The organism is Chitinophaga sp. (assembly GCF_035538455.1).
Taxonomy (GTDB): domain Bacteria; phylum Bacteroidota; class Bacteroidia; order Chitinophagales; family Chitinophagaceae; genus Chitinophaga.
This window is the reverse complement of sequence record NZ_DATLKJ010000260.1, coordinates 33,801-48,111: the sequence shown is the minus strand read 5'-3', so window position 1 is coordinate 48,111 and position 14,311 is coordinate 33,801. Positions and strand designations below refer to the sequence as shown.

Genomic DNA, 14,311 nt, shown 5'->3' with positions numbered 1-14,311 from the left:
CCGATGCCTATAAGAGCTACATTTCCTATGAGCCTAAAGGTATTGTACTGGCTATTATGCCCTGGAACTTTCCTTACTGGCATGTTTCAGCAAGCCCGTATTCCCGGCGAGAACGTTGGGAATGGCAAAGCGAAACACCTGCCAGTAAGGAAAGTTCCAGGGCATAATAGCCAGTACAATACCTTTAGGCTCATAGGAAATGTAGCTCTTATAGGCATCGGAATCTATTGGTTTAGGTTGCAGCATCTCTTCAATGTGCGTGGCATAGTATTCTGCTGTGGTGGCACATTTCAGTACTTCGGCCTTCGCTTCTTTCAGCGTCTTGCCCATTTCCTGTGTGATCAGGCTGGCATGTTCGTCTGCATTGTCTTCCAGCTGCCGGGCTACCTGCATCATCCAATCCCGGCGCTGTTCCAATGTTGTCTGCAGCAACTGCCGGTATGCCCATTCGCCAGCGAGTAACTTCGTTTCTATTTCTTCCTTCGTATGCGGTGCATATGTTGCAATGACCTTCTGCGTGAACGGATTAATACTTGTAAACATGGATTTTCAGCTTTTAATGTCAGTATCACAAATTTACCTATTTCCACATTAAAGCACCTTTCCTGTGGCTGCGGGTGAATCGCTATCTTTGCACCGCAAAAACAGCAGGATTTATGGCTTTAAGCAGATGGAACATTCTAATTATGGCATTGTGCACCGGCCTGATCGTTGCGAACATCTACTACAGCCAGCCTTTGCTGGTATTGATGAGCAACGAGTTTGGCGTATCGGAGAGCAATGCGGGGCAGGTAACTTTTTTTACACAGGTTGGATATGCACTCGGACTGCTTTTCTGTGTACCGTTGGGCGACAAACTGGAGCGTAAAGGACAAATTGTGGCAATGACACTCACTGCAGTGTGCGCGCTGACAGCAGCAGGATTTTCTCAGAATATCACCATGCTGAAGATCACAGGGTTGCTGATCGGGTTCACTTCCGTGGTGCCGCAGCTGATATTGCCGCTGGCAGCGCATCTTACAGATGCCGCCAACCGCGGGAAAGTGATAGGCACTATTATGAGCGGTCTGCTGATAGGTATTCTCCTTTCACGTACACTCAGCGGAATCATTGGCCATCACTTTGGATGGCGTGCTATGTTCTGGATTGCGGCAGTAATTAGTGCATTGCTGGCCGTGATCATGATCGTATCATTCCCACAGAGCAGGCCCACTTTCAACGGTACCTACGGCGACCTGATGAAGTCGTTGCTGACACTCACAAAGGAGCAGCCATTGCTGCGCGAGGCATCCGCTATCAATGCATGTTGCTTCGGGATGTTTGGCATGTTCTGGACCACCGTGGTGTTTCTGTTGTCAGATGCGCCTTTTCATTATACCAGTGAGCAGATTGGCTTCATGGGATTGGCTGCAGCTGCAGGTGCATTGGGAGCGCCGCTGGTAGGGCGTATTGCTGATAAGAAGAATCCCCGTATAGCCATTGGGTATGGCATCCTCTTCTTACTGGTGGGGTACCTGTTATTCTATCTTTTCCAGACGAGCATCATCGGTATTATCATTGGCATTGTGGCTATAGATCTAGGTTTACAGGGTATCCACGTTTCTAACCAGACTCGTATCTATGCCTTGCTGCCGGAAGCGCGCAACCGCCTCAATACTGTATTTATGACCACCAGTTTTATCGGCACTTCTCTTGGCTCCGGAATCGGGCTCTGGGTGTGGTCTGTCGGGAAATGGAATGCCGTGTGTATAGCCGGTACTGCGCTGATCCTCATTGCGCTGGTCATCTACCTGGCTACCTACAAACGTAAATAGAAATTGGCAGTGCCATAAAGGGAAGCCCCCGTTCAACATGGTGTCGAACGGGGGCTTCCCTTTTATTTTCGTATAGCCGCGCTATTCTACGCGGGTAATCTTCAGCGTGTTGGTAGGCAGGTGAAGGTTTACAGGCGTGCTGCCGGTATTTACGGCTACATCACCCACTTTCACAAAACCTCTTTCTTTCAGGATGTTGATCTGATCGAATACGATATCATCGAGGCTTTCCTCTTCTTCGTAGTAGAAGGCGCGTACACCCCAGCTGAGGCTCAACTGGTTTACCAGTGTTCTTTCTTTGGTAAATACATACAGCGGAGAACGAGGACGGTAGCTGCTCAGCATAAAGCCGGTGTAACCGCTCTGTGTCATACCGATCAGTGCATCTGCATCCAGGTCTTCAGCGATCTTACAGGCATTGTAACACAGTGCATCGCTGAGGAAGGTAGGAGAGTGGCGCTGAGGGATCAGGTTACGGTTGTAGATGATCGCTTCTTTTTCCACTTCCTGGATAATCTTGTTCATCGTCTGGATTACCAGCTCAGGGAACTGACCTGTAGCGGTTTCGCCACTGAGCATCACTGCATCAGCGCCTTCCAGTACCGCGTTGGCCACGTCAGTGATCTCACTGCGGTTAGGACGGGTACGGTCCATCATGCTTTCCATCATCTGCGTAGCTACAATAACGGGCTTAGCACGGTGGATACATTTGCGGATAATATCTTTTTGAATCATCGGGATCTGCTCTACCGGCAGTTCCACGCCGAGGTCGCCACGTGCGATCATTACGCCGTCGCTTTCCCAGATGATTTCTTTCAGGTTCTGAATAGCTTCCGGCTTCTCGATCTTAGAGATCACCTTCATCTTGGATTGACGTGCTTCCAGACGTTTACGCAGATCGATCAGATCTTTTACGCTTCTTACAAATGAAAGTGCCACCCAGTCACACTCGTGGTCAATGATAAACTCCAGGTCAACAATATCTTTTTCAGTCAGCGCAGGTAATGATACTTTGGTATCAGGCAGGTTGAAGCCTTTTTTGGAAGACAATATGCCGGGTAAGGTTACTTCGGCTTTAATTTCTTCGTTGGCAGTGATCTCTTTTACAACGGTTTCTATCTTACCATCATCCAGCAGAATCTTCTGGCCGGGTTTCAGGTCTTTATACAGATCGGGATAGGAAACATAGATTTTTTCCATGTTGCCCACTACTTTCTGGTTCACGAAAGTCAGGATGTCGCCTGCCTTTAGGGGAAGTGCATTATTCTCGATTTCGCCTACGCGCAATTTAGGACCTTGCAGATCGGCCAGAATGGCCACATTGTAAGGTTCTGTTTTGTTAATCTGACGGATATATTCAATGATCCGCAGTTTATCCTCGTGCGAGCCATGTGAAAAATTCAGTCGGAACACGTTAACGCCGGCTTTTACCAATGCCAGTAATTTCTCATAGGTATCACAGGCGGGGCCTACGGTAGCAACAATTTTCGTTTTATGCGAAGAGTGTTCTCTGCCCGCAGCATTATCCATTTGCTTGTGATAGTATTTCGAAAGGTCCTTTGTACTCATAAGTCTTATTTTTTAACTCGCAAGAATTTTAACAATCTTTAACCATTCGGGGTTAATCTCCTGTTTTGCTTTTACTGCTTTATCCAGAGGTGTGTAGTGGATCTGGTCGTTCACGATGCCGATCATAACATTGTGTGTACCATTGAGGAGGGCGTCTACAGCGGCATAGCCCATACGGCTGGCCAGGATGCGATCCATACAGGTGGGAGAACCACCTCTTTGAATATGTCCGAGAATACAAACGCGTGTATCCAGTTGCGGGCAACTTTCTTTCACCATGCGTGCCACTTCATCGGCGCCACCGGTATTGTCACCTTCGGCTACTACGATGAGGTTCACCAGTTTCCTGCGGCGTTCGTTGGCTTGCAGGTCTTCAATAATATCGATTATTTCTGTTTTATGTTCGGGGAGCATAATATGCTCTGCTCCTGTGGCAATACCGCTGTGTAAGGCGATGTAGCCCGCATCGCGGCCCATCACTTCAATCACAAACAGACGGTCATGTGCATCGGCAGTATCTCTGATTTTATCTATCGCTTCCACAGCTGTATTCACCGCTGTATCAAAACCAATAGTATAATCGGTACCTGCAATGTCCTTGTCGATAGTACCAGGCAAGCCTATACAAGGAATATCAAATTCCTGGCTGAACTTCTGCGCTCCATTGAATGAACCGTCTCCGCCTATCACGATCAGGCCATCAATGTTATGCTTCTTCAGATTCTCATAAGCCTTTTTTCGCCCTTCATATTCATAGAACTCCTTGCACCGGGCTGTCTTCAAGATAGTACCTCCCCTTTGAATGATGTTGGCCACTGATTTGGACTCCATCGGAAAGATCTCATTTTTCAACATTCCCCTATAGCCGTACATTACGCCGAACACATTCAGCTGATGATAAATGCCCGTTCTTACTACTGCACGAACGGCTGCGTTCATGCCCGGAGCGTCTCCTCCGGATGTAAGGACTGCAATGTTGTTCAATTTTTTCATATAAATTGCTAAAAAAATATCTTAAAGGCGCACGAAAATAACATTTTGCAATTGTTTTCTAACAGTTATCTTAAGAAATAACCTAAATTTTTAATTTTAATCAAACAAAGTAGTATAATTTTTTAAAAAATATAGGCATGTTGAAAAAGACTAATAAGAATTGGTTGATTCTAAGCATGAGTATTATGACGACACAGGCCATGGGACAAGCTCCTTCCATCATTTATCCGGACACAAAAAAAGTTGATACTGTAGATGATTATCACGGTACAAAAATAGCAGATCCCTACCGCTGGCTCGAAAATGATCATAGCGAAGAAACAAGTCAATGGGTAAAAGCAGAAAATAAAATTACAGAAGCCTATCTTTCTTCTATTCCTTTCCGGCAGGATATTAAAAAGAGATTGGAAGAATTATGGAACTATCCTAAAAATTCTGCTCCTGTAAAACGTGGTAAATATTATTACTTCACACGTAACGATGGGTTACAGAACCAGGCCGTATTATACCGCTCAGAAAAACCAGGCGGCCCCGCGGAGGTGTTTATTGATCCCAATAAGCTGTCTGCTGCCGGCACCACGGCGTTGGGTAATATCTCCTTCTCAAAGGATGGAAAGCATGCCGCTTACTCCATCAACAAAGCTGGCTCCGACTGGCAGGAAATCTTTGTAATGGATGTAACCAGCAAACAGTTGCTGGCCGACAAACTGGAGTGGGTTAAATTCAGCGGCATGGCCTGGAAGGGAAATGGTTTCTACTACAGTCGCTATGATAAGCCCGCAGAGGAAAGGAAGTTGTCGGGGAAAAATGAATTCCAGAAAGTATATTATCATAAACTGGGAGATCCGCAGGAAAAAGATGAACTGATCTATGTAGATAAAGTATATCCTTTACGCAGCGCCGGCGCAGAAGTAACAGAAGATGAAAGATTCCTTATCATCGCCGTTTCTGAAGGAACCTCCGGCAGAGAATTGCTGTACCGCGATCTGCAGAACCCCGCACAAAAAGAACTGGCAGTACTCGTAAAAGGTTTCGATTACGAACCTGATCTGGTAGACAGTTACAACGGTAAACTGCTGGTACGCACCAATCACAGTGCGCCCAATTATAAGGTAGTGCTCATAGACCCCGCACATCCTGAAGAAGCCGCCTGGAAAACCATTGTACCTGAAAAGCAGGAAGTGCTGGAAGGTGTTGGTACCGGCGGTGGTCAGCTGTTCCTGTCCTATCTTAAAGATGCATCTACCCGCATTTATCAGTATGATTATAACGGTAAGCTGCAACATGAAGTGAAACTGCCGGGAATAGGCACAGCTGCCGGTTTCGGGTCGAAGAAAGAAGATAAGGAATTCTTCTACAGCTACACTTCTTTCGTAACTCCGCCTACTATTTATAAATATGATATTACCACTGGTAAGTCTTCCCTCGTCAACAAAGCAGAGGTGAAATTCAACCCGGATGAATATGAAACCAAACAGGTGTTCTTTAACAGTAAGGATGGTACTAAAGTGCCCATCTTCCTGTCTGCACGCAAGGGAATCAAGCTGGATGGCAGCAACCCCGTATTATTATATGGTTATGGCGGCTTCAATATTCCAATGACACCAGGCTTCACTGTTTCCAATCTGTACTTTATGGAACAAGGCGGTATCTATGCAGTAGTGGGACTTCGCGGTGGTAGTGAATATGGAGAAGCGTGGCACAAAGGCGGCATGAAAGAGCATAAGCAGAATGTGTTTGATGACTTCATCGGCGCTGCGGAATACCTTATCAAAGCCAATTATACCAATCCGTCTAAACTGGCTATCCGCGGTGGTTCTAACGGAGGCCTGCTGATAGGCGCCTGTATGGCGCAACGCCCCGAATTGTTCAAAGTAGCGTTGCCGGCAGTAGGCGTGATGGACATGCTCCGCTTCCAGAAATTCACCATCGGTTGGGCCTGGGCGGTTGAATATGGCAGCAGCGATAACGCAGACCAGTTCAAATACCTCGTGAAATATTCACCACTGCACAACCTGAAACCCGGTACTTCCTACCCGGCCACACTGATCACTACCGCTGATCATGACGACCGCGTAGTACCCGCACATTCATTCAAGTTCGCAGCTACACTGCAGGCATGTAATGCCGGACCCAATCCAACCCTGATCAGGATTGAAACACAGGCAGGACACGGCGCTGGCAAACCAACGTCCAAGATGATTGATGAAGCAACAGATATCTGGGCCTTCACGATGTATAATCTGGGAATGAGGAAATAATTTATGCTTTAAGGATTTAGCTTTCCGTGCAACACAAAAAATGTTTTATCAAGCACGAAAAGCTAAATCCTGAAGGCTAAAAGCTGTTTATTTTCCTTACCTTTAAAGACAGCGTACTAATATGGCAATATGAAGGTACTTATAACAGGCAGTAACGGACTTTTGGGACAACATCTGATCCCGGTTTTCGCCCGGCAGGGAAATTATGAAGTGATAGCTACCGGCCGGGGGGCCAATCGTTATCCGCATCCCGATAATTACATTTATGAGGCGGCTAACCTGCGCACCGCTGCAAGCGTTCAGCAGCTCATCGATAAACATCAGCCCGACATTATCGTACACAGCGGTGCCATGTCGCAGGTGGATGAATGCGAAAAGAACAAGGATGCCTGCTGGGATACCAACGTAGGCGCTACGCGGTACCTCGTTCAGGCTGCAGAAAAGTGTAATGCCTTCTTTATGTTCCTGTCCACAGACTTCGTGTTTGACGGACTTAGCGGGCCATACGCAGAAGATGCGCCAGTGAACCCTATCTGCTATTACGGTACCAGCAAAGTCGCAGCAGAAAGACTTGTACACAACAGCAAGCTGCAATGGGCCATCATCCGCACAGTACTCGTATATGGTATATCCTCTGACCCGCATCGCAGCAATATGATCACATGGGTAAGGAACAACTTGCAGCAGGGTAAAAAAATAAAAGTGGTAGATGACCAATGGCGCACACCTACCCTGTGTCAGGACCTCGCAGAAGGATGCAGATTGATAGCAGATAAAAAAGCCACCGGCTACTTCAATATCAGCGGTAATGAGATCCTCACTCCATATGATATGGCTATCAAAACCGCAGAATATTTCAACCTCGATACCGCACTTGTAGAAAAGATCAGCGCTAAAAGTCTTGCACAGCCTGCTCCACGTCCCGCCAAAACAGGACTCATTATCACCAAAGCGGAAACTGAGCTGGGATACCGCCCACATAGTTTTGCAGAAGGATTGGAGATTGTGGCCGCCGAACTCTGACCGTTGATTAGCGAGTAACTGTCTGAACTGTGATTTATGTGATTTGATTGATGATTCTGATTAAGAATTATAAAAAAAGGACCCGTTAAGATATTATTCTTAACGGGTCCTTTTTTACAGAAAAATTATCAACTTAATCTTCGCTCATCAGAATCATCAATCAAATCACATAAATCACAGTTCAGACAATCACTGTTCAAGGTAAGCCTTGTTCGTCTTAAATTCTTTCCGCTTCTCCTCCAATACCCTTGCCGTATCAGCAGGCAGTGATTTCACGGGTATAGCTACTTTGTACTGATCATTACGTTTATACATTACTACGTTCTGCTTCCAGCCATTTCTGCGGGCAGTCTGTTTTACGGCCCTGAGGCTATCTTCATAGGTATCTATAACAACATAGTAAGACAGGCTGTCATTAACAGGAGCAGGCGGTGGAGCAACGGTTGCAGTTGCGCCCTGTGCGCTATCCGGTGATGCCTGATGGTGATGATGTATTGTATCCGCAGTGATCTCTGTAGATTCGGCCGGAGACGAACCGGATGATGTTGATCTGTTGCTGATATACCACCATGTACCCAGGCCACCGATGATGATAACGGCGCCTGCAACGGCCCACCACCATTTAAAGATGCTTTCCTCTGTAACTGCTTCCAGCGTTGCTTCTTCCTCCCTGGTCATAATGGGCTCTGTGCTCGTGTGCAGAGAAGGAGCAGTGGACGGCGTATCATCAGCTGGCGGGGACTCCTGTCTGAGGGGCGTCTCCCGATGTATCGGAGTAATAGTCAGTGCATCCTGGTTTACCGGCAGTGTTTCCGGCAGGAAATTAATGTTGCCGGCGAAGTCACCCTGTAACTGACCAATACCAGGCAGCTCTATGGGGTTGCCGGAACGCAGGGCAGCTTTCAGCTCTTCGGTGTATCTCTCCAGTTTGCGTTGTGCTACAGCAGGTACAAGATTCTCTTTCAGGGCAATCCATTCCAGGCAGGAGCCATCATCCTGCCACGACTGGCTAAAGATAACCTGGTCGCGCGGAGGAGTAAGCGTTTGGGCATCACTGTTATATTGTGCAGGAAAATGCTGAACCGTAAAGGTTCCCAACTGAGGTACAACGCATACCCTTTGCCTGAACAGTACTTCCTGGATGTATTGCTGTAGTATCACAGTACTAATTTAAAACTTTATCATTACACCACCCACAATATTAAATCCGTAAGTCGGATACAGGTACCAACGCTGGTAATGTGTATTGAATACGTTGTTGGCATTGAGCCATACGTTGAAGTTGCGGCCTATGTCGTAAGATGCGCCTGCATTGAGATCCCAGGCGGCACTGGTTTTCCCGAAGTCCTTGTTGGGGAGCTGGTAGTAGCTACCGCTAAGTGCATACAGGTTGGCGTTCAGGTGCAGTTTCTTTGCAAAAGTGTACTGCATGAACAAATCGCCCTGGAAAGGAGGCAGATGCCAGGGTTTCACCTCTGTTTGCTGCTTGTTATAGTTATACCAGTCGAAAGATACTCTTGCCTGGAATTTTTCTTCCTCTATATAACCCACTTCCGCATGAAGCTGGAAAGCACGTAGTTGCTCCTCATTACGGGTTCTGAATACCTTGGTGTCGGCGCTGTCATTCACAAACAGCGGCATGTTGTACCAGGTGATAGATGCAAACTTGGTGTTATAGTTGAAATGGCTGCCCAGTGTACCTTTAATACCCGTATATTTCTCTTCCACGCGGGTGTTGAGTATCCCCGGTACCAGACCAGCAAGGAACGGATTTTTATTGGCGAGGTTACGGTAAGAGTTCTTTTCAAAATAAGAGATCCAGCCGCTGCTCAGGATGAGTTTTTTGCGTACGAGATGTGATTCGTTCACGATGTCGGGTAGCAGGTAAAACTTACTGTTGGTCCATGTGGGATTTACGCCGGCATGCAGCACAAAACCCGGTTTGATGATGTCTACAGCAGGATGGATAGCCACTACGTTGTTATTGATGGAGCGGTTGTTATCTTCCTTGTAGGTAGAGAGGTCAAATACGCCCTCTGCTTTGATATAAATGTCTTCAAACACCTGTCTGCGTACCGGAATTTTGGCGACGAAAGTGTTTTCTGTGCGTTTGTAGGAATCATTGAACAGGATGAACTTCACTTGTGGCTGGAACTGAAATGCCCAGTCGTTCTGTGGTCTGTTCTGCATGCCTACCTGCGCGGTAAACTGGTTGAAGGTCTGTGCAATATCTTTCTTATCGTATTTCAGCACATCATGATTGTAGCCGTAATAGTGTACGGTATTACGATCATATGCGAGGCTGGCATTGAATTGCATATTCTGCAACAGGTAAGCGCCGGAGGCCAGCACATTCAGGTTGCTGTAGTCCTGGTCAGGAATGTCTTTTCCTTTTGATCCGGTGTAGTTTACAAACAGGCCGTAGTTGTAGTTTTCATGCCTGCCGCTGCCAAATCCGGCTTGTACATAAGGTGTTTTATAGTTGCCGTAACCAAGTTTGATGAAATTGTTCTGCAACACTTCCAGCGAGTCGCGGCCCAGTGCCAGCGGTTTCAGCGGCGCGGCCTGATACATGAAGTTCAGGTTGAGCGCCGGTACTTCGTATTTAAGTACAGGCCTGCTGGAATCTGCTCCCGGCAACGAGGCCGTGAGGTTGAGCTTATAGGCATCGCGCAGTTTAGGCTGATTAGTGGAAATGATGTCGATGGTTTCCTCTTTCAGCTTTTCCTGTGCTGTAGCCGGTTGCAGCCATAAAAGACCGGTGATGCCTATGGCTGCCGTTGCAAAAGCGCGTTTGCTGTTTATTGTGTGAATGTTCATGCGAGCGTAATCTTAATTTTCTGAATCCTCCTCCAGGTCCGAATCCACGGTATATAAATTATTTTTTGTTCTTCTTACCGGCAGCTTTCTCAGCAGCTTCAGCTTTCGCCAGTTTGTCCTTCGCTTCCTGTTTCAGTTCTGCGATGGAGCAATTGGCGGCGATGCTCTGGAAAGTGGCTTTGGCGTTGAAATAATCCTGCTGGCGTGCATATACATCGCCGAGAAGGATATACGCTTTGGCTACCCAGTATTCGTAAGAAGGCGTGTTCTTGATCACGTCGAAGCCGGCTTTCTCTGCGGCAGCCAGATCGTCTTGCTGTAGGTAGCTGTCGGCTATATCATAACGGGCTTCTGCGCCTGTTTCGGATTTGTTGAGGGAGGCCACTGTTTTGAACTCGGCAATGGCATTGGCATATTGTTTTGCCTGCTTCTGTGCTTTACCCAGGTAGAAGTGACCAATGATCTGGTCATCTGTACTGATATTGGCGGTAGCCAGTAACATTTCGGCGTAGTTGCCCACTTCATCCCAGTGCTTCAGCTGGAAATTGCTGCGCAACAGCCCCCTGGTGGCTGTCAGGCTGTTTTCCTTGCTGGTGGCAAGGTCCTGCAATTGGAGGTAGTAGGTGCGCGACTTCTCGTAATTCTTTACCTGATAGTAATTGATATTCGCGGCCTGGAGGGCAGATCTCTCTGCATACAGGCTGTTGTTGCGCGATAATACAAACTCATATGCAGGTAAAGCATTCGTATAGTCTTTGCTGTTATAAGAGCACTCTGCTTTGTAGAAGTACGCCGGCAGGATGAATTGTCCGTTCGGGTATTTCTGGATGTAGCTGTTGAAGCCGGTGATGGCGCCAGCACAGTCATTGGCTGTGAACCTGGATTCAGCTGCTGCGTAAGACAGGGAATCTTCTGCGGAGGCAGTCACCGTGCGGCCGCTGGCTTTGAGGAAGGCGAGATAGTCATCGGTCTTACCCTGATTCACATAAATAGATCTTACACTTTGCAGTGCTTCCGTGCTTTCTGGCGAACCGGGGAACTTCTCCACCACCTGGCGGTAGTAGGAAAGCGCTTTGCTGTCGTTGTCCTTGTTGAACCAGCAGAGGCCCAGCTTGAGCAGTGCCCTTGGGGCGTTAGGGCCATTCGGTTGTTTTTTCAGCACGTTTTCCAGGTAAGGAATGGCTTCAGTATATTTTTCACTCGCCAGATAGGTGTTGGCTATCTCCATATCAGTTTCATTACCGAATCCGGATGCCGGGAATTTGTTGCCCAGCTGCTGCAGCAACGCGAGCTTCTCGCTTTGCTTGCCCTGGAGGCCAAGTATGATGGCTTTCTGGTAAGTGGCGTAGTCAGAGCCTGCTGCGTTACTGTTGATGATACGGTCGTACAGTGCCACCGCTTTGGGGAACTGGCGCACCATGTAGTAGCAGTCGGCGCTGCGGAGTGTTGCATCGGTAGCGAGGCGTTCTGCATTCGGGCCGCTCGTTTTCTGAGCCGCTTCGAAGTATGGCAGCGCTTCTGCGTATTTATCCTGTTTGAGCAGGCTGTAACCAAGGTTGTAGCTGGCTGTCTGCGCATTAGCTTCTCCTGAAACCGGTGGCGTATCTTTCAGATAGGCGTTCAGGTTGGTGATGGATTTATCTGTTTTGTTCTGGCGCAGGGCTATCTCTGCTTTCCAGAAGTGAGCCAGTTGTTTGATCTTAGGATCGTATGGATGATTAATGGCGATGTCCAGTAAGCGGTCCGCTTCTGCGAGCTGCTGGTCGTTGATCAACTCAGTGGCACGGCCATAGGCTACTTTCTGGTATGCTTTCAGAACGGTCGGGTTCTTGTCGGGAATCAGCTCAATAGTGGCAAGTCCGTCTCTGTAGTTGTTGGTGTTCATGAACAGGTTTACCAGTATCTCACGTGCCTCTTTATTGTAAGCAGATTGTGGGTATGTTTTCACAAACTGAGTAAGCTCGGAGAGTGCGGCATCCTGATAACCCAGTTCATAGGAGAGCTTGCCGTAGTTAAAGCGGGAGATCTCCTGCTGTTCGGCGTTGGAGCTGTTACGGGCACAGAAGGCGAAAGCATTGCGGGCATTGGCTTTCTGGCCGGTGCGCAGGTAGCAGTCGCCGAGCAGATACATGGAGTTCTGTCCCAGTGAATCCTGTGCGCTGCTCAGCTGTTTGAAACCGCTGATAGCTTTGTTGTAATTGCCGGTTTGATAGTAAGAGTAGGAGAGCTGATAAATATCTTCATTTCTTACTTCATCGGCATTGTCCTGAAACTCTTGCAGATAGGGCAATGCCTTTTTGTAATCTTTCCTTTCGAAATAAGCCTTCCCCAGCAACTGTTTCAGCTCAGCTTCATAATACTGGCCTCCCTGGCGGATCAGCGGTTCACTATAGGAAATGAGCTGGTCGGTTTTGCCCTGGAAGTAGTAGATCTCAGCAATGTAATAAGGCACTACGTTGCTGTATTTAGGCTCGTTGATTACGCGCTGGAAACTGGTGAGCGCATCGTTGTACTGATGATTGTAGTACGCGATAAAGCCATAGTAATAGTTGGCCGGAACATAGTATTTACCAGGTATCTCGCGGATAGAAGCGAAGAGCGGCAATGCTTTTTTAAAGTCTTTGACGTTGAAATAGCAGTAAGCCAGTTCAAACTTTGCTTCGGCAATCTCTGTGTTGGAAAGGTTGTCAATATTGGCTTTCTCATACAGCGGAATCGCTTCCTTGAACTTGTTCCGGTGGAAATAATATTTTGCAAGCTGATAGCTGACGAGTTGTTCGCGTGCGTTATTGTTGAATATTTTCAGATATTCCAGCGCGGTTTTTTCTGCATTGTCCTGTTGCAGTTTGAGAGCACAAATGGTATAGTAATAATAGGCATCTGCCTTTACAAGATCGCGGTTCGTTTCGTGGAAATAATCGATATTATCAATTGTTTGCCTGAAAAGCTGCATGGATACACTGTATTTCTCCTGCTGGAAATATTGCTGGGCATCTTTGAATGCTTTTTCCGGCTCTGTGTAAATGCGAGTCTGCTGCGCCTGTGCGGCAGGCAGGGCTGCCATGCCTGCGCCGGCAAAGGTCAGCGCGGATACGTACAGATGGCCCGGAATGACAAATTTTCTTATTAACTGCATGCTTTAGCTGTTATATCTTTATTTATGCGTTTAAAACGAATCCACAACTGAAATATTTTCCAGTCTGTATGCACGGTTAGCCTATCAGGCAAATATAAAAGTTATATCTTTTCTTTCCTGATCGGGTTTCCAACAATGTGGATAACTCCGGAAACATGACAAAAGCTATTACAGTATATTCGCCAAATCTTTTTAAAAAGAGCGTTAAAACCTTTTCCTACTATGAGAAAACTGTTCACAGTCGGCTACACCAATGGTGCTGTCTCCTTCTCAATGCTGGTGCTCCGCCTGGTGTTTGGTGGCCTTATTCTGCTGCATGGCTGGCCCAAGTTGATCAATTTTGCTGCCAAAATGAATTCTTTCCCTGATCCGCTAGGTGTCGGACATAAGATTTCACTGGGAATGACAGTATTTGCAGAAGTATTTTGCGCCATCTTCATCATGATAGGGTTAATGACAAGACTAGCCACTGTACCGCTGATCATCTGTATGTGCGTGATCCTGTTCATGGTACATGCAAAGGATACGGCAGCGCTCAATTTCGATAAAATAGAACTGCCGGTAATGTATCTCACAGGATTCATTGTATTGCTCTTCACAGGCCCCGGAAAGGTGTCGATCGATGGCGTGCTGGGCAAATAATTTTATTTAGGAATTTATTTATGTGATTATTTGTTTGTTTGGCTGCCGGAGCC

At 47.2% G+C, this 14,311-nt stretch carries 10 protein-coding genes; 4 read left to right on the top strand and 6 right to left on the bottom strand.

Annotated elements, in window-relative coordinates:
- Nucleotides 1-54: 54 nt before the first annotated feature.
- On the bottom strand, nt 55-543 hold the full coding sequence (locus tag VM802_RS30000) for an aldehyde dehydrogenase family protein (RefSeq protein ID WP_325537805.1): 489 nt from the start codon (nt 541-543) through the stop codon (nt 55-57).
- A gap of 113 nt (nt 544-656) precedes the next feature.
- Between VM802_RS30000 and VM802_RS29995 the strand changes: the two genes are divergently transcribed.
- A complete protein-coding gene (locus tag VM802_RS29995) occupies nt 657-1,814 on the top strand; it encodes an MFS transporter (RefSeq protein ID WP_325537802.1) in 1,158 nt (385 codons plus the stop codon).
- 81 nt (nt 1,815-1,895) lie between these two features.
- Here VM802_RS29995 and pyk read toward each other — a convergent pair whose 3' ends face one another.
- Both pyk and pfkA read right to left on the bottom strand, forming a co-directional pair.
- On the bottom strand, nt 1,896-3,383 hold the full coding sequence (gene pyk, locus VM802_RS29990; RefSeq protein ID WP_325537800.1) for a pyruvate kinase: 1,488 nt from the start codon (nt 3,381-3,383) through the stop codon (nt 1,896-1,898).
- Nucleotides 3,384-3,395: 12 nt separating this feature from the next.
- Nucleotides 3,396-4,376, bottom strand: a complete 981-nt coding sequence (gene pfkA / locus VM802_RS29985) for a 6-phosphofructokinase (RefSeq protein WP_325537798.1) — start codon at nt 4,374-4,376, stop codon at nt 3,396-3,398.
- A gap of 137 nt (nt 4,377-4,513) precedes the next feature.
- On the opposite strand from pfkA, the gene VM802_RS29980 reads away from it, so the two are divergent.
- The gene (locus tag VM802_RS29980; protein ID WP_325537796.1) at nt 4,514-6,637 is read left to right on the top strand and encodes a prolyl oligopeptidase family serine peptidase; all 2,124 of its coding nucleotides are present in this window, start codon (nt 4,514-4,516) and stop codon (nt 6,635-6,637) included.
- A gap of 129 nt (nt 6,638-6,766) precedes the next feature.
- Nucleotides 6,767-7,660 carry an SDR family oxidoreductase gene (locus tag VM802_RS29975; protein ID WP_325537794.1) on the top strand — a complete coding sequence of 298 codons (894 nt, stop codon included), beginning with the start codon at nt 6,767-6,769 and terminating at the stop codon, nt 7,658-7,660.
- Between the two features lie 189 nt (nt 7,661-7,849).
- Here the strand turns inward: VM802_RS29975 and VM802_RS29970 are convergent, their stop codons facing one another.
- The 3 genes from VM802_RS29970 to VM802_RS29960 are packed head-to-tail and all read right to left on the bottom strand — an operon-like array spanning nt 7,850 to nt 13,616.
- Entirely contained in the window at nt 7,850-8,821 is a 972-nt protein-coding gene (locus tag VM802_RS29970; protein ID WP_325537792.1) for an HU domain-containing protein, read from the bottom strand.
- A 9-nt stretch (nt 8,822-8,830) separates the two neighbouring features.
- Complete coding sequence (locus VM802_RS29965; protein ID WP_325537790.1) at nt 8,831-10,480, bottom strand: hypothetical protein; 1,650 nt, start codon at nt 10,478-10,480, stop codon at nt 8,831-8,833.
- Between the two features lie 58 nt (nt 10,481-10,538).
- On the bottom strand, nt 10,539-13,616 hold the full coding sequence (locus VM802_RS29960) for a tetratricopeptide repeat protein (RefSeq protein WP_325537788.1): 3,078 nt from the start codon (nt 13,614-13,616) through the stop codon (nt 10,539-10,541).
- A 222-nt stretch (nt 13,617-13,838) separates the two neighbouring features.
- Between VM802_RS29960 and VM802_RS29955 the strand changes: the two genes are divergently transcribed.
- The gene (locus VM802_RS29955) at nt 13,839-14,258 is read left to right on the top strand and encodes a DoxX family protein (RefSeq protein WP_325537786.1); all 420 of its coding nucleotides are present in this window, start codon (nt 13,839-13,841) and stop codon (nt 14,256-14,258) included.
- The last annotated feature ends 53 nt before the right edge of the window (nt 14,259-14,311 follow it).